This window comes from Pseudomonas sp. GZD-222 (assembly GCF_049310525.1).
Lineage (GTDB): Bacteria > Pseudomonadota > Gammaproteobacteria > Pseudomonadales > Pseudomonadaceae > Aquipseudomonas.
This window is the reverse complement of sequence record NZ_JBMOWO010000141.1, coordinates 1-16508: the sequence shown is the minus strand read 5'-3', so window position 1 is coordinate 16508 and position 16508 is coordinate 1. Positions and strand designations below refer to the sequence as shown.

The window sequence follows — 16508 nt, the reverse complement described above, 5'->3', positions numbered from 1 at the left end:
GTTCCAAGCGTTGATAAATGCGCGCTCAACCAAATCATCCGGCATCCTGTCCGCCAAGCTGTAGCCCAGCACCTGGCGGGTCTGGATGCTCAAGACCACCGCCAGGTACAGCCAGCCTTCTCGGGTTGAAATGTAGGTGATGTCGCTCACCCAGGCTGGATTGGCGCTCTGTACCGAAAACTGACGGTCAAGCACATTGCGTGCGACAGGCTGGAAGTGGCGACTGTCCGTGGTCTGGGGCCGGAAGCGAGCCTTGGGTTTGCCATGGATACCTTCCTCGTGCATCAGCCGCGTAACCCGTTTGTGGCCGACTCGATGAGGTATCTGACGCAATGCCTCGACCAACCGTGGCCGCCCATAGGTGCTTCGACTGGCGGCATGGATCCTGCGCAGATCAATTCGAATCTGTTTGTCTGGATCTGGGCGAACCGGGCGGTTTAGGTAATCGTAAAATCCTGAAGCTGACACGCCCAACACCCGGCACAACAAACGCACCGGGAACTGAGCCCGCTCTTTAGCGACGAAGGCGTATCTCACCTGGACTCTTTGGCAAAGAATACCGCCGCCTTTTTTAGGATTTCACGCTCCATTTTGAGTTCAGCATTCTCGGCCCGTAATCGCGCCAGCTCGCTGCTCTCCTTGGTAACAGGTTGACGCTCCGGTGAACTCAACGGAAGACCTTTGCGTGACGCATCGACCCAGTTATCCAGCGTCTTAACAGACATCTCTAGCTGACGAGCGGCTTCGGTTCTGCCGACCGTTTCAGCCAGTGCAACAGCTTGGGCCTTGAATTCGTCGGTGTAGCTACGGCGATTTGGTGGGTACATGGGAACCTCCAAGTTAGCGATGTAAGTATCGCCTCTTGGCGTCCGTTGTCATGGGACAGTTCCATTCGCCCAGCCAAGGCTGCTCGCGATCTAGAGCAGTACTCCGCAGAGGCGTCCCAAGAGGCGTTTGAGGAGGCAGTTCGGCGAGTCACTGGAAAAAATAACGCCGAGGCGCGTGGTGAACACCACCTTTTTACTCCTGCTCAGTATGACGGGATGGTTGTGATCCCTATAGAGCGGGTCTGCTCCGATTATTTGCCCCATCTTTCTGTAGATAAGCTGAAGGGCAAGATAGCACGCGGCTAGATTCGGCTACCACTGAACGCGATCGAGAGAAGCCAGACGTCCGCATATCAACGCTGAAAGCCGGAGCCCGTTAACCTGGTCTGGTCCGGCTGGAGCAAGCTTTCGGTATCGACATGGCGTTATGAAAGGCGTTGCGGGCGGTGCGCAGGGGAAGAGCAAGAGGTAAGCGGAAACGGGGAAAGAACGGGGAAAAGTGCGGGGTCGAAAACTCAGAAACGAAAAAAAGGCTCACCGCGGGGTGAGCCTTTTTCGTTGATCTATATGGTGCGGCACCAAGAGTCGAAAATATTAATAACTCCTTGATTTATAAGAATTTTATATTTAAAGCATGGAGCGCTATCTCTAAAACTACCCTTTCATACCTCGCCCGAGCTTTTACATGCAAGAAAAGCTTAACTAAGGGGCGGTTGCCCTCAACACACGACAGCCTCTCGCGCCTTCATTATTGGGGCACGGCAAGCAGCAAGGGACTCAAAGATGCAGTTGGTACAATCCACAGCAGTCGTCATCTCCAACTGAGCGCGTTCTGCCTACCGCGCTTCGCATCCGACGCACTGAGAACGCTACGCTAACCTAGGAGTGCTATTTTGTAGCGATTTCTCACCAATTGTGCTCATAATTCGCAATCATCAAAACACGAGAATGGATATGTCTCCCAAGGTTTTTGTAAGTCACGCGAGTGAGGATAAGGATCGGTTCGTGTTGGACTTTGCGAAGCAGCTCAGAGCCCATGGAGTTGACGCATGGCTCGATAAGTGGGAGATGCTTCCTGGCGACAGCCTTGTTACAAAGATATTTGACGAGGGGATCAAAGATGCTCAGGCAGTAATTGTAGTTCTCTCAAAAAATAGCGTTAGTAAACCTTGGGTTAAGTATGAGCTCGATGCTGCTTGTGTAAAGCGAATCAGTACTGGAAGTAAGTTGATTCCGGTCGTAATTGACGATTGCGAAGTTCCTGAAGCGTTAAAGTCAACACTTTGGGAGAGTATTGAAGATACTGCATCCTATCAATCAAGTCTTGAGCGCATTATTGCTTCAATCTTTGGTGTTTCAGACAAACCAGCTTTGGGGAAGCCACCAGCATACGTGGGCAGCTTCGGTGTAAGTGTCGCTGGGCATAATAACGTGGACAGCTTGGTGTGCAAGCTTGCATGTGACTTCGCGATAAAAACAGGCTCGAGACACATAGACATTTCAGCATTTTGCGAGGATGGCGAGTTGGTTATGCCTGAGCACCAGCTTAGAGACTCCATTGAGTTTCTTGGTGAGCACGGCACGTTTGAGCTTCAGCATTTTCTTGGAGGCGAAATGCCATCCATAGCGCTCACTGATGCAGGATTTGAATTGTATGCTCGTGAGCATGTGAATAATTATGACGCTGCTTTTAGCTCAGTTGTTTCCGCGATTGTGAACAATGGTTGCACGAGTTTTTCACAAATTAAACAGTGTCTTGACTTGACCCCGTTTCTGATTGAGCACTGCTTGAGAATTCTTGCGGGGGGGCGAAAAATTTCCGTCACCTGGTTTATCGGTGGAGACTGCGCGATCAGTAATGTCTCGCCTTCATTGCGTAGAACCTTGCAATAGCAATAATTAGTTACGATTCGGAGGCAGCCATTTTGAAAATGGCTGCTTTCACCCATAAGAGGGTGCTAAGGCTTAAGCGAATGCCAGTGATGGTATCGCCCATAAGTTTCTTATATTCCGTTTCTTACTGACTTAATATCAAGAAGGTTAATGCTGGCCATTTTGTCTTTGTGAACTACGATGGTAAGTTTCGCCGGGTATTTGAAGCGCATTTCACTAATTCGAAAAGTCCACAGCGTTATTTTCAGAAGATCTTCGTCCGTAATATTTTTATGCTCTTTTATTCTGGTGATTCCCGAGCCGAACACTGGCGTGGACACGCTTTGTTGGGCGTAGACCTTATTTATCCTATCCCAGAAATTAATTAAAAATTCTAAGTATTCTGGCATGGTCAAAACCGCACGATTGTTCTTATCAAATTTTGAAAAGGCAGCGAGAATGAAATCATCATATACACATAGAGTACCTATGTTGTAGCGTTGCTTCTTGCCCTCCGCTCGCGCATCATTGCGTTCGGCAACCTCATCCACATCAAATGCATAATTCTCTATGTGTTGGTCGAGTTTTGCTAGCGTTGCAGGTAAGTGGTGATTTATGAATACACCATTTAAAGAGTGTGCAGAGATTATTTTGTCGTCAACCACTGAGTCAAAATATTCATTAAAGGCAATAACCTTAAGTCCGCGCTCCGAAAAGATATCGCCGCTTTTTATTGTTACTTTGCTTCCTTCAATGTCAATCTCAACCAGATTTAGCTTGTTCGCGCGCTGCCACAGGATTATGTATAAAATAATTAGGGCTAAAACAAAAATACATCCCGCAGCAGCTTTTTTGTCAGAAGGGATCTCTACGAAAATCAAAAAAAGTGAGAAGACAGTACTCACCGTTGAAATTCTTTCTTTAAAATCCTTTACCAATTGCCGATCAAAAAGATCTACTTTTTTCACAATGCTCTCCTAAGCAGTCGCTAATTTATCTCAGCCATCATTCGTCATAGCGATAGATGCTAGGTTTGCACTTGGTTGAGAGCGAGAAATTAGAGTTGCTTAAAGCCTTTGTGATTGCTTCTTTTTGCAATGGAATGTGAAGTGTTGGCACTCCGTCCATCAGTCTCTTGAATGTTGGAAGCTTGCTCCAAAGATATTTTACTTCTTTTTTAAAACTTCCATTGCTCAAGAGCAGATCAAATCCAGGATATGCGACTATCACCGGCAGTCCTTGGTTGCTGATACCATACTCGATTTCTTCCCTAAGCGCTTTCGACTCAATAGTTGAGTTGCTTAGAAATAGAATGATGTTTTTCGAAACCTGTAGGCGCTGGCGCAGTCTAGGCTTCAAAGTAGCTTCCCAGTCACTGCCGTCCCTGACGCTATAGGTTTTGGCATGCGAGTCGTTGAAAGGGAAGGCTGAGTCTTTACCCTTCCAGGCACGCAACATGTTGTAATAAACAAAGTCGGGAGTGGCGTGAGCTTTAAGTGAGCTTTCGTTGAACGGCTCTGCAACATAGAACGCGCAGTAATTTCCATTTCGGTTCATCGTCGTTCATCCAGGTTGAAAGGGTGGAAATCACAATATAGCTCCTTTCGTAGGCGGAAACACCTAGTAAGGAGACGATTTTTGGCTACCCTTAGCTTCCCTGTAGGTCCTAATTTTGCTTGGAGATAGTGTCATCGCTGTGCGAAAAAAGGGGGCAGATTTATTTAATGGCACATCAACCAGCGCCGAAAATAAATCTGCCCCCTTTTTGTCTACAATAGTATAAATACGGCCACTCTAGGATTGGAGTGAAGCCAATGCTAGAGTGAGGGGCTAGAGTTTGGCAAGGCTTTAGTTTATACGATACTACTCAAAGTCATCTAGTGCCAATGTAATGTTGGTCACTAGTTGCGTGTAATACGCATGCTTGCGTCCATCCATATACGAAGCCGACGCAGAGTTTTTCCGCAAATTTTTAATGGAGTTTACAGCGCTTGTGCGCTGATGTTTTAGCGCGGCCACAATAGAGTTTTTATCGACTCTAAGAAAAATCTGCTTCCCAATCAATGTTGCCTGTAAACGATTGTTAAAGGTCGAGTTGGCAATGAATAGCCCAGCGTCTTTATCTTCTTGCGTTGTTTTAAATAAGATCTCAAGGGCGGATTGATCTAGCATGATAAAACCGAGGTTATGTGCTAATTCACCTGTCGGCAGCAGTGTATCCTCAATCAGTAGGACATGACCTTCTTTCTTTAGATTGGATCCTACTGCAGAGCCCTGAAAGATATCCGTAATCCAATTATCTGGTAATACTTCGTGGAGCAGATTAGCCATCACTACCAGGTCAAAAGATAGCTCTCCGCTTATAGTTTCTTGCGACGAAAAAACTCTATCAGGCTCTCCAGGATAGTAAGAGCAAATTGTTTCTTGGCAGCGAATTAATGATTCAGGATCGGGCTCGTAAGCGTAGTAGGAGAAAAGGGTATTTAAATCACAGTTTGCTCCGCTTGATTTTGCCGCGTCGGCTAGCCCATCTAACAGTCGCCCTTGGCCAGCTCCGAAGTCGAGAAGCGCTATAGGTGCAACGTTTTTGGAATAGATGGCTCCAAGTATTTGTTCAACTTGCGGGTCGCCGCTTTTATAAGCTACTGTTTGAGGCGGCGATAGACACTCTGCACAAAACGTATTGAATGCAAAGCGCTCGGGACTCAGGCAATAGTCAATAAGTTTCTCATCCCCACCCTCTCCGCCCAGCAACGCTTGCACCACCACAGGTAGCTCTTTGCCTGCGGTGTTAAAAGCACCCCTATTTCCAAACCAAATTGATCGAGGATGATCAGCCGCTAGGTGCGCAACAAGTGAGATGCTATGAGTTGCTAGCCAAATTTGGCATTTAGGAGCTCTAGTGATTATGTGATTAATTAATTTATTTAAGGCGTGAGGGTGTAAGTGAATTTCTGGCTCATCTAGAAGAAGCGGTGTCGATATTTTTTTGAGTGCGGTTGAATTGAATAATACTATCCATCGAAGCAGACGAGCTTGCCCCTCGGATAAAGATATTTCGTTGAGAGCAATTTTATCTAAATGTCCCGTGTGGGAAAGTTCAAGTCCGAGCAGGTCTAGCATTAGGGCTTGTAGGTCTTTAAATCGTTCGAATATGCCTGGATATATACTGATTACTTCTATTTCGTCTTCGTTGGAAGCATGATTTTGTATTTCTTTTTCTACGCGACTACAAATGTCCAGTAAATATGATAGAGGGGAAGACAAAAGGCCGTTGTGGGATGTGTCTGCAAGATCTCGCGTCATCCCTATAGATAATTTTGCCGTATAATTTAGAGTTAATTCCAGAGGTCGCTTAAGTAGGACGGATATTTCTAAATAGTTACGAAGACTTTCATCTTCCCTTTCCTGCGTCTCAAAGCTCAGCTCGATCCCACTTGCCGACTCAAGTTCTGAAAGTTGATGCCTGAAACTTTGCATTAACCCTGAATAGCTATACTGATCAACGTCGTGTTTTGATGGATGGCTATTAAATAGATGGTCGGGAGATTTTAGATCGCTTAACGTCTCCCTAATTTGCTTGTACCCCTGATTTAGGCATTCGTGCAATAACCAATCGATTGCGGATAACAGTCGGGTTTTTCCGCAACCATTCTGCCCTGTTAGAACCACAATTCCACCAAGGTTTTTCATTTTAAAGCTGGCCAGTCCGAGCGTACTGGCTAGATGTTTATTTACATTAATTGAAGTTATCTTCACAATTTTCGTCCTTGGCTTTTAGTGAGTATAAATTTTTACTAATCAGAGGTGGAAATTCCATGATCTATCTAGCCGTCGAGCGAGCAGCCGGACCGTGAGTAGGTAGTAATATCGTGTCGCATCATTATGCTCGGCTAGAAAATGCTTAAGAAACCAATCTAAATGCTTTCTCTGCCAACCCCAAGGCGTTTCTCGCTGCCATCGCCCTGCAATCTCGGCCCTGATGGCTTTCGCCTGTCCAATGTGACGTTGACGGCTTGCGTAGGAGCCGGTCAGCACTCCAGCCAGGAACAGTTCCATGTCGAATGGCTGACTCATGACTGTCCCCCAATGTAGGCGGCAACCACATCAATTCGACCGTGCCCGAGTTCATAGCTGATCTGGCTTCGGGCTTCAAGATCGAGGTTTTTATCTACCTGGCAACATTGGCCGCCATTGATGGGGGCGCGGTTTTGGGTGATTTGCTCATAGCGCTCACATGCGTACGCCGCTCGTAGCTCATGAAAGCCTTTGAGTTTGTGTGCATGCAGCACGCCGCGCGCAGGGCGGATGATTTCCTGCTGAACATTCAGATAGCTTTCGTCTGGCGCAATCAGGTTGCGGCTACTCGCAGGCGACACCTGCCGTGCAAACCTAAGTGCGTCTTGAACATGGTGGTCCACCGCAATCCATCGTGGCGCTGAGGCGCCAGCTCGGCCGCCTTTGGTGCCATCCTGAATGTTGATCCTGCCTAAGTCGTTAGCCTCACGGCTTAGCCGTGGCAGGTCAGCCAAGATGGCCTCACGCAAGCGCATACCGGTGGCTCGCGCCAACAGGACGATCGCTGCGGCCCGTCTCTGGTCACGGCTGCAAAGCGCATCGACGATCTGCTCAACCTGTTGGCGGTCTTGGCCTTGCGGCACCGACTGCCGAACCCCAGTGCGCTGCATACCCAACGCCTTGCTCGGACTGGGCAACTTCATGCACTGATCACCGCGAAGCGCCGCCATGGTCCTGTTAACGCTGGATAGCCGGTTTTGTGCGGTGCTGACAGCGAGCTCACCGCGCCTAACCACGTCGCTCAGATACGCCGCATAGTCGGTCAACACCTTCCGATCAATCTGCCGCGCATCATTAATACCAGGCCCCTGTTCGGAGCGGCACCACTTCACGAATGCCTGCCACCGATCACTGTGCGCCCTGACCGTGCCGTAGTGGCCTCCGCCAAAAAGGTCTTTCAGCGCTTGCGGCCCTGCGTAGCTCAATTGCCTGCCATAGCCGAAATTACGACCATCTCGTCTACCCACCAATGCCATGTCGGTCACCTCATCTCTTGCTCTCCAGTCCTCGTCCCACGTCATCCCGCCAAGAATGCTGAGTGTTATCAGGGATCAAGGCCCCTGCGGCCTGTGGGGATATCCACTAACGCGGGACTTACGGCTCCTTACGTCCGGGAGCAAGGGCATCTCATGATCTGGCCTCCTGAGCACTGTTAACGGTGGGCGGGTGGAGGCTGCATTGACTGACGAGACCAGTGCCGCGAGATCCTGGGCCGGGTGAAAGCAGCGATGCGATGACCGGGACATGCCTGACTGTCAGTCAGGTACAGTCCGTTCCCTGGTCTGCGGCATCATCATCTGCATCGCTGTTGCTGGTGACATCGGAGTGTGTCTCGCCGATGTCACGAGGGTTACCGCAAAGCTATGTGCGATCAGGGCTGCAGCAGTGGTAGGAGTACCCATCTCTTTCCAGAAGAACGAGATGGGTACAGGTTGGCGCAATATTCGGCCCAGCGGATAGGTTGCTGCAGGGCAGCGAGGTAAATGATTGCCGCAATATGTGGATAGTAGGAAGCGCATCCGTCACTCTCGGAGTGACCGTGCGAGCTCCCGGACGCTAGTCGCACTTGGGGCCCCATCCTACGTAATTCGGTCTTAGCTCGTAGGGCTCCGGGGATACCGTCGCTGACAACGCTGTGAACGACTTTGATTCGCTTGTGGGGGCTCCCGGTGTCAGGAGAGTTCTCCAGTCTCCTAGGTTGTGTGCGGACTTTCGATTTCTAATGAGGTCCGTCCAGGCAGCGCCGAATCGGCAGTCCTGCCTGGAAGGCCCTGTGCGATTGAGCAAGTCACTGATGCTTTGTCGGTGCATATTGGTTTTACAGCGCCACGTTTACCTTTTAACCAAGTGAAGTCGACATCACTCTGGCTTTGAAGGTCTAAACAGTTCTCTTCAGCGAACTGTCCGGTACATGCTCGAGAGAAGGCATCAGCACTGGCATATCCCGCCACCTAACCCATGCATCGTTTTGCCAATGCAACAAACTCACCGAGCGCCCTGCCCATTGCAACGAGCTCAGGGTTGGACCCTGCTTGCTTGTCGGTGAAGTACTGCGCAATGAGGGAATGACCTCGTGAGTAAGCCACAGGCGAAGATTCCGGTTCTCAGGAATGTGGTGATAAACCATGAGTGCGTACATGCCCGACTCGCTGACCATCAAGGTCTTTTGTGCTTCGCCGTGATACGTGAGCCACAGAAACCGATATTGGTCGGTGCCAAGCTTATGAAGGAGGCGCTCACCCAGATGAAGGCCCATCAAGCGGCCGAGATCAACAACACTGAACCATGCTTGAGATTCCAGCATCAGTCCATGGATGAAACGATTATTACGAGTAAACCGGGTTGGTTCGAAATGCTCGTTCATTTTGAAGTGCCCACTAGTCGTGATAACACCGCCTCCTGACGCCAATCAGGGTGGGCGGAACCGTATGGGTTGGCGTACCGGCTAGTTGGACCCGGCGCATCCGAAGATGCCCACATACGGCCCGCCCATAACAGGCAGCCACACGCAGGACACAAAAAGCCGCGGCGGCGGCTTTTGTGTCACCCAACCAGCCAGGACGCCAATCCTGTATCGCTTATGTGCAGCGACGGATGAACGCTACTGACTGATACTCGGTTGGGCAAGATGGAAAGGGTGACAGTGTCTGTACGAAATTTCTAGCTGGAGCTGGTGATAGGCTGACATTGCTGTCGATGGCTGCTTGTTCGTGCAGCTTTTCACCTTGAGCTAGGCGGGTATCCACTGGGGCTGCTTTGCAGCCCATCGCCGGCTAGCGCCAGCTCCTACAGGTGTCCTCGCTACCTTGAGCGTGTGGGGGGCACTGGCATCTGGTAAGAGTTGTCTTCGCCCTGCTGAAAGCTAGGGGCGAATAGGTCTCAAACGGGCTAAAGAGCCTTGCCCTCACCCGCGTGAACAGGCCGGCGACCTTGCTCTCGTTGTCGGTGACTTCCTCGAATTCGAGCGCGATTTCGATGGCCTCGGAGAACAGGTTGTCCGGGTCATTTTTTCGCGATTTGAGTGGGTTGGCGTCGGGGTGCTGGGCGCTGAAAGTGAGCATCTCGGTGCCCAGGCTGGCCGGGGTGTCGGTTACGGCAATGCCGTCCAGGTAGGCGCGACCGGTATCGGCGAACTTCGGGCGAATCTCGATGCTGGTGAAGATCTTCTGGCGGGCTTTGTTCAGGGCGATCAGGTCAGCGGTAGGCTCGATCTGGGCGAACAAGGCCAGTTTCTTCTTGCCGGCGACCTCGACCTCTTCGGTTTTCAGCGCTACGACATCGCCATAGGCCTTGAACGGGCCGTCTGGCAGCACGCTGCGGAAGTGTTCCAGCCAGACGCGAGCGCCGTAGGTGTTGGGGTTGTAGGTTTCGGCAGCATCCACCAGCCACTGGCGCTCGATGGTGCGGCCGTCAGTGGTTGCGCCTTCAACGGCGACGCGGAAGAACTTGCTACGGAATTTCTTGCTTGCTGCCATGCGGGCTGTCCTCAGTGCGGTGGCTTTGTGCCTTGCGATGAGGGCATGGTCCGCAGCCGGCTCTTGCACGGCAACGCGCCGCACTTGTAGGTCTGGGGGCTACAGGGAGCGCCAGTGGGGGAACGCGCGCGTGAGCGGCAGCATCGGCGCCATGAACACTACAGCCCAACTCTCGACCGATCCGCGCCGCCAAGCCAAGTTCATGTACTGGACGGGTTGGCGTATCACCGATATCGCCGATTATCTCGACGAGAAGGAGAAGACCGTCCACAGCTGGAAGGCCCGAGATGAGTGGGATCGGGCAGACAACGTTGAGCGTATTGGCGGCGCCCTGGAGGCCCGGCTGGTGCAGCTGATCCTCAAGGACGACAAGACCAGCGGCGACTTCAAGGAAATCGACCTTTTGCACCGCCAGTTGGAGCGGCAAGCGCGTATTCAGCGGTACCAGGGTGGGGGTACTGAAACCGACTTAAACCCGAACATCGCCAAGCGCAACGAAGGGCCGAAGAAGCAACCCAAGCGCAACGAGCTGGATGAAGACCAGATCGAAAAGCTGGTGGATGCGTTCCGCGATAGCTGCTTTGACTACCAGCTCGACTGGTACCGGGCTGGTAACCAGCGCACCCGGATGATCCTCAAAAGCCGGCAGATTGGAGCCACGTTCTACTTCGCCCGGGAAGCACTGATCGACGCAATCACCACCGGTCGAAACCAGATCTTCCTATCAGCCAGTAAGGCGCAAGCACACCAGTTCAAGACCTACATGCAGGCATTTCTCAATGAGGTGTTGGGCGTAAAGCTGACTGGCGATCCGATCGTGCTGTGGAACAACGCCGAGCTGCACTTCCTCGGGACCAACTACCGCACCGCCCAGGGCCGATCCGGCAACTTCTACTTCGACGAATTCTTTTGGGTGCACGGCTTCGCCGAGATCAATAAAGTCGCCTCGGGCATGGCCCTGCACAAGAAATGGCGGAAAACCTATTTCTCTACGCCGAGCAGCATGGCGCATGCGGCATATCCATGGTGGACCGGTGAGCGAGTCAACAAGGGCAAGCCGACTGCCCAGCATATCCAACTGGATGTTACTCATGAGGCGCTGCAGCAGGGCCGGCTGGGTGAGGACAAAATCTGGCGGCAGATCGTCACGATCATGGATGCCGAGTCCAGGGGGTGCGACCTGTTCGACCTGGATGAGCTGCGACTTGAGTACGACGCGGCAGCCTTCCAGAACTTGCTCATGTGCCAGTTCGTTGACGATGGGGCGAGTATTTTCCCGCTGAGCATGTTGCAGCCCTGCATGGTCGAGAGCTGGGACTGGCCGGGTTACAGCCCGTTCGCTGCCCGGCCATTCGGGGAACGTCCGGTATGGGTGGGATATGACCCGGCCGAGAGCGGCGACTCCGCTGGCCTGGTGGTGCTTGGGCCGCCGTTGGTAGCGGGCGGGAAGTTCTTCCTCCTGGAGAAACACCAGTTCCGTGGGATGGACTTCAACTCGCAGGCCGAGACGATTCGCCATATCACTCGGCGGTACAACGTCGCCTACATCGGTATCGATACCACTGGCATGGGGAGCGCCGTGGCTCAGCTGGTGCGCCAGTTTTTCCCGGCGCTGCGTACTTTCTCCTACAACCCCGAGGTTAAGACCCGCCTGGTGATGAAGGCATGGGACGTGATCAGCAAAGGCCGCCTTGAGTTCGATGCTGGTGCTACCGACGTAGCGCAGTCGCTCATGGCCATCCGCAAAACCATCACCCCAGGTGGACGCCAGTTCACTTACACCGCCGGGCGGAACGAGGCCACCGGCCACGCCGACCTGGCCTGGGCACTCTTCCACGCGCTGCACAACGAGCCGCTCGAAGGCCAAACAGCTACTAACACTCGAATCATGGAGATCTTCTGACATGGGCAACATCGAACAGGCCGGCGCCGGGCCGGCAGCGGGCGGGGATCTGCTGGCAGGTCCAACTGCTCGGGCCGAGGCTTTTACCTTCGGCGAGCCAGTCCCCGTCCTGGACGGGCGAGAGATCCTGGATTACCTGGAGTGCTTCGACAATGGCCGCTGGTACGTACCGCCTGTATCCCTGGATGGGCTGGCTCGATCTTCCAAAGCTAGTGTCTACCTTCAGTCTGGGCTGATCTTCAAACGCAACGCCCTGGCCCGTACTTTCAGGCCACACAAACTGCTGAGCCGGCAGGCCTTCGAGCAGATCGTCATGGACCTGGGTTGGTCGGGCAACTTGTACCTGGAGAAGCGCGACAACATGCTGGGCAGTGCGATCGGGCTGCGCCCATGCCTGGCCAAATATATGCGCCGCGGCTCGGACCTCGAAACGTACTTCCAGGTGCGAGGCTGGCGGGACGAGCATCAATTCCGTCCAGGCAGCGTCTGTCATCTCCGGGTAGCCGACATCAACCAGGAGGTCTATGGGTTGCCGGAGTGGCTGCCAGCCCTCCAGGCTGCACTGCTCAATGAGGCCGCCACCCTGTTCCGACGCAAGTATTACCAGAACGGCAGCCATGCAGGGTTCATCCTGTACATGACGGACGCCGCCCAGAATGAAGACTTCGTCGACGACCTACGCAGCGCGATGAAGAGCAGCAAGGGGCCGGGCAACTTCCGCAACCTGTTCATGTATGCCCCCAACGGAAAGAAGGACGGTATTCAGCTCATCCCAATCAGCGAGGTGGCTGCGAAGGATGACTTCGGTGCGATCAAGAACATCAGCCGCGATGACCAGTTGGCAATGCTGCGCATCCCGCCGCAACTGATGGGGGTGGTGCCTCAGAACGCCGGCGGGTTTGGCTCAGTCCGCGACGCCACTCAAGTCTGGGCCATGAATGAACTGGAGCCGGAGCAGGCCAGGCTAATGCAGATCAATGATTGGCTGGGGGAAGAGGTGATCCGCTTCACCCCATATGAGGTGCCGACCGGCAACGCAACCTGACTTTCTAGAGACACAAAAAAGCCGCCCATCGAGGCGGCTTCTTTGTGTCCGAGGACCTGAAAACGTGCGGGGTTACGGCATGAAAAACCCCAGCTAATCCTACCACTTGATGCCCCTTCAAGCTATCCATTTTGCCCGTTTCGGTCAATGAATCCGGTGGAAAGCGGTCGTCATCGATGAGCTGTATGGCGACCGGTGCGCAGTGTCATCAGGGCGCCAGTTTGCCGAGCCCAACCGATGCCATGCGTCTCCGCCTTGCTGATCTGACCCCGGCGCGCGCCCTCGTCCCCCCGCCACGCCTGCGGGCTAAACGTGTCGGAATTTCCGCACCCCTGCGCGGCTCCTCAAGAGGCCTGGCCGTTGGGCTGCTGGGGGGAAATGGTGCTCCAAGTCTTCTGCGGATCCCTGCACTCATGGGGTATTTCCACGGCGCAGAGTTGGCCCTGGAGCGTTGACTGGCTTGGAGTAGGGGGTGGTCTCGAAAAAAGAGTAACAACCGTAACGGAGGAGGGAGACCAGCGCTGGAAGCCCCGTATTTACTGGGCTTCGCCGGTTACAAATAGTTGTAATAGAAAGGTAATTGGAAAAGTAATTTTTGCTAAGTCTTTGATTTTAAAGGCTTTAAAGCAAGGCTAATATCACTCAAAGAAAGAGTAATCTGATTACTTATAGGTTACTTAAAAATTACTTTCTGGAAATTAGCTGAAGCCACGAAAATCAAGGGCTGCAGGAGAGAACACGGTCAGGATTACTGATGTTACTCTTTTTTCAAGGCATGCCAGTACTTTGGGGAAGGGGGCCATAACGTGGGTGCAGGCGCGCACGCGTCTATATCTGTGCTCCCGCCGCTTTCAACCTCACGAGCGCCCATTCACACAGCTCGCCCATAGATATCGCTTCGTCGTAACTGATGGGAGCGAGGTGCACCGCTTCGTTTCGAATGCGCTTCAGTCGGCCCAAGGCTTCATAAGTGATGCTGTCCAGGATGCCCGCTTTGCTCAGGCCATCTGCCACCACGTAGATGGGCATGCCCAACTTGTAAATACCGTGCTTCAAGCCGAGGTCTTTCAGCGCGAGTTCGACTGGTGCCCACGCGCTCAGTACGGCTGCTCGTGGTTCGATATGCGCCAACTGCCGGAAAACTGGTGTTGGCTCTTCCGCACGTTCATCAGGTTGGTCGGCAGTTGCCTCAACACTTACCTTCACTGCGTCCAGTTCCTGGCCCACGTCGATCTGCCACTCCTTGTATTTGAGGGTGCGGATCAGCGGAAGGAGTTTCCCCAAGGGCTCCCGAAGCAGGATTACAAGGGTGATAACCGCAGCCGGCCAAGCCAGTGAGCCGACTACTGATGAAAAGAACTGCAGCCAATCCATGGAGCACCTTTTAGCAGTCGCTTGGTACGTGCGTTGGTACGTGCGGGGCCAAAAAAAAGGGCCTGCATTGCTGCAAGCCCTTGATTTATATGGTGCCGGCACCAGGAATCGAACCCGGGACCTACTGATTACAAGTCAGTTGCTCTACCATCTGAGCTATACCGGCACAGGGGCGTCATTATAGCGATCAGTTTGCGTCTGTAAACTACTTCTGCAACATTCCTCGCAATACCTGTTTTCAGCAGGCATCACGAGGCATTTTCTTACCAGCCGCGGTGCAATGTCGTGGCGTCGGGTTCGGCTTTGCTCGGGTCGAAAAGCATCGGTTTGTGGTCGTGGCAGCCGCGCTTGTTGCAGTGCATGTAGGGCTGCGCCGGCAGGCCGTTGTCGCCCAGGACCTGCATCTTGGGCATGTCCCAGCCAGCGTCCGGGGTGTAGCTTGAGCCGCTGCAACCGGCCAGGGTGAGGATGACGGTGAGCAAGGCGAGTGAGCTGAGTGTGTTCACAGTGAATTCCGTTTTCCGAATTTTCAGTCTTTGTTGAGGATGCGCTGGATGGTGCCGCCGCAGCCCTGGTAGCAGCTGTCGTAGTCATTGCCGCAGCTGAAGCTTGAGCCACTGCTATACGGGTAGCTGGGGTAGTAGCAGCTTTTACGCGCCTCTTTTTTGCTCTTGCCGGTCTGGCAGTATTGATAGCTTCTGAGGTTGGCCTGGTACAGGGCCTGTTCGCTGTTCTCTTGCAGGCGCGCCATCTGTTTGCAGTGGTTGCGTTCGCTGGCGCAGCTGTTGATGCAGGTCATGCCCATTACGCTGGGCGGGGGCGAGTATCTATAGGTGTAGCTGGGGCCGCAGCCGCCGAGCAGGGCGACCGCCAGGAGCAGCGCAACGCGCCACTTGAGTGAATTGCTCACGAGTTACCACTTCCTTGATTATTCCTCGCTGAACTCCAGTAGATCACCTGGCTGGCAGTTCAACGCGCGACAGAGTTTCTCCAGGGTTTCGATCTTGAAACCCTTGATCTTGCCGTTTTTCAGCAACGACAGGTTCGCTTCCGTAATCCCGATAATTTCGGCCAGATCCTTGGAACGGATCTTGTTTTTGGCCATGACCACGTCGAGGCGGATGATTATCGGCATAGGGGGAAGCTAGACATAACAGTTGTGTTCATCGCTGATGGTTTTGGCGTCACGCATGAGGAGTGAAAAGGCGCAGAGCAAAATCCCTTTCATGATCTCGTAAACCGCCACGGATGATACACCGATCGAAACGCTGAAGCTTCTTTCCCCGGCCGGCAGGTCGATGGCGAAAGCCAGGCCCTGGAGGGTGCTGATCACCGGCCAGAGCATTGGTGTGCAGATGCACAGCAGGCCGACCCACCACAGCAGCTTGATGTTCGGGGCGGTCCAGGTCTGGCCTTTGGACAGGCGCATGAAGAACAGGCCGGTGAGGAATAGCGCCAGTACCGACAGGCTGCTGGGGATCAGTTCCAGGGCGAGTACCAGGCTCAGGGCCAGGGTGGAAGGTTGATAGTCGGGTGCCAGCAGCAGTGGCATTTGATCGCCGTAGCTTTGCAGGTAGGCACTCTGCATTTGCGCCTTGTCGAATACCCACAGCAGCACGCTGCTGCCGAATTCGGTGATGGCGGTGGTCCAGGCGAGGAGGGCGGCGAATGCGCCGATCACTCGAAGGCGCGAGCGCGCATAGGCCACTGTTTTACTGTTCATGGATTGCCTCCGTTCGGTGTTGAGCGGCGGGCATTATTTTCTAGAAATTATCGTAATACAATAATTAATTGTTGTTTTTGTGGGTGTGCGGCGTTTTGACTCATCGCGGGGCAAGCCCGCTCCCACCGTCATCACCGGTGGGAGCGGGCTTGCCCCGCGATGCTTTTGAGACTGGAAAGTATAATTTACGAACCTTTTTTCAGCCTTTAAG

At 53.1% G+C, this 16508-nt stretch carries 18 protein-coding genes and 1 tRNA gene; 4 read left to right on the top strand and 15 right to left on the bottom strand.

What is annotated here, in order from left to right:
• The coding region (locus ACO6VD_RS26040; RefSeq protein WP_422420639.1) for an IS3 family transposase at positions 1-537 on the bottom strand (537 nt) is incomplete at its 3' end.
• Positions 534-827, bottom strand: a complete 294-nt coding sequence (locus tag ACO6VD_RS26035; protein ID WP_038608001.1) for a transposase — start codon at positions 825-827, stop codon at positions 534-536. The genes ACO6VD_RS26040 and ACO6VD_RS26035, both read right to left, overlap by 4 nt.
• A gap of 216 nt (positions 828-1043) precedes the next feature.
• Between ACO6VD_RS26035 and ACO6VD_RS26030 the strand changes: the two genes are divergently transcribed.
• Complete coding sequence (locus tag ACO6VD_RS26030) at positions 1044-1133, top strand: pyocin activator PrtN family protein (RefSeq protein WP_422422747.1); 90 nt, start codon at positions 1044-1046, stop codon at positions 1131-1133.
• Positions 1134-1775: 642 nt separating this feature from the next.
• Positions 1776-2720 carry a toll/interleukin-1 receptor domain-containing protein gene (locus tag ACO6VD_RS26025; protein ID WP_422422745.1) on the top strand — a complete coding sequence of 315 codons (945 nt, stop codon included), beginning with the start codon at positions 1776-1778 and terminating at the stop codon, positions 2718-2720.
• Positions 2721-2830: 110 nt separating this feature from the next.
• Here the strand turns inward: ACO6VD_RS26025 and ACO6VD_RS26020 are convergent, their stop codons facing one another.
• The 7 genes from ACO6VD_RS26020 to ACO6VD_RS25990 form a co-directional block, all read right to left on the bottom strand.
• The gene (locus ACO6VD_RS26020; RefSeq protein WP_422422744.1) at positions 2831-3667 is read right to left on the bottom strand and encodes a macro domain-containing protein; all 837 of its coding nucleotides are present in this window, start codon (positions 3665-3667) and stop codon (positions 2831-2833) included.
• Positions 3668-3704: 37 nt separating this feature from the next.
• A complete protein-coding gene (locus tag ACO6VD_RS26015) occupies positions 3705-4256 on the bottom strand; it encodes a TIR domain-containing protein (RefSeq protein WP_422422743.1) in 552 nt (183 codons plus the stop codon).
• Between the two features lie 306 nt (positions 4257-4562).
• Positions 4563-6458, bottom strand: coding sequence for an AAA family ATPase (locus ACO6VD_RS26010; RefSeq protein ID WP_422422742.1), 1896 nt, complete (start codon positions 6456-6458; stop codon positions 4563-4565).
• Positions 6459-6500: 42 nt separating this feature from the next.
• Positions 6501-6776 (bottom strand): hypothetical protein, encoded by a 276-nt coding sequence (locus tag ACO6VD_RS26005; protein ID WP_422422741.1) that lies wholly within the window; start codon positions 6774-6776, stop codon positions 6501-6503.
• The gene (locus ACO6VD_RS26000) at positions 6773-7753 is read right to left on the bottom strand and encodes an integrase domain-containing protein (protein WP_422422746.1); all 981 of its coding nucleotides are present in this window, start codon (positions 7751-7753) and stop codon (positions 6773-6775) included. Before ACO6VD_RS26000 ends, ACO6VD_RS26005 begins: the two co-directional genes overlap by 4 nt.
• A 902-nt stretch (positions 7754-8655) precedes the next feature.
• A complete protein-coding gene (locus ACO6VD_RS25995; protein ID WP_422422740.1) occupies positions 8656-9141 on the bottom strand; it encodes a Bro-N domain-containing protein in 486 nt (161 codons plus the stop codon).
• Positions 9142-9550: 409 nt separating this feature from the next.
• Positions 9551-10252 carry a GPO family capsid scaffolding protein gene (locus ACO6VD_RS25990; RefSeq protein ID WP_422422739.1) on the bottom strand — a complete coding sequence of 234 codons (702 nt, stop codon included), beginning with the start codon at positions 10250-10252 and terminating at the stop codon, positions 9551-9553.
• Between the two features lie 151 nt (positions 10253-10403).
• Here ACO6VD_RS25990 and ACO6VD_RS25985 point away from each other — a divergent pair, with 151 nt between their 5' ends.
• Positions 10404-12155, top strand: coding sequence for a terminase ATPase subunit family protein (locus ACO6VD_RS25985; RefSeq protein ID WP_422422738.1), 1752 nt, complete (start codon positions 10404-10406; stop codon positions 12153-12155).
• Position 12156: 1 nt separating this feature from the next.
• The gene (locus ACO6VD_RS25980; RefSeq protein ID WP_422422737.1) at positions 12157-13200 is read left to right on the top strand and encodes a phage portal protein; all 1044 of its coding nucleotides are present in this window, start codon (positions 12157-12159) and stop codon (positions 13198-13200) included.
• 828 nt (positions 13201-14028) lie between these two features.
• Here ACO6VD_RS25980 and ACO6VD_RS25975 read toward each other — a convergent pair.
• The 6 genes from ACO6VD_RS25975 to ACO6VD_RS25950 form a co-directional block, all read right to left on the bottom strand.
• On the bottom strand, positions 14029-14574 hold the full coding sequence (locus ACO6VD_RS25975; RefSeq protein ID WP_422422736.1) for a hypothetical protein: 546 nt from the start codon (positions 14572-14574) through the stop codon (positions 14029-14031).
• 90 nt (positions 14575-14664) lie between these two features.
• Positions 14665-14740: transfer RNA gene (locus tag ACO6VD_RS25970), tRNA-Thr, on the bottom strand.
• Positions 14741-14837: 97 nt separating this feature from the next.
• Positions 14838-15080 carry a hypothetical protein gene (locus ACO6VD_RS25965; protein WP_422422735.1) on the bottom strand — a complete coding sequence of 81 codons (243 nt, stop codon included), beginning with the start codon at positions 15078-15080 and terminating at the stop codon, positions 14838-14840.
• A 23-nt stretch (positions 15081-15103) separates the two neighbouring features.
• Entirely contained in the window at positions 15104-15484 is a 381-nt protein-coding gene (locus ACO6VD_RS25960; protein ID WP_422422734.1) for a hypothetical protein, read from the bottom strand.
• 18 nt (positions 15485-15502) lie between these two features.
• On the bottom strand, positions 15503-15709 hold the full coding sequence (locus tag ACO6VD_RS25955) for a helix-turn-helix domain-containing protein (protein ID WP_038605723.1): 207 nt from the start codon (positions 15707-15709) through the stop codon (positions 15503-15505).
• Between the two features lie 9 nt (positions 15710-15718).
• Positions 15719-16297, bottom strand: coding sequence for a hypothetical protein (locus ACO6VD_RS25950; RefSeq protein WP_422422733.1), 579 nt, complete (start codon positions 16295-16297; stop codon positions 15719-15721).
• Between the last annotated feature and the right edge of the window lie 211 nt (positions 16298-16508).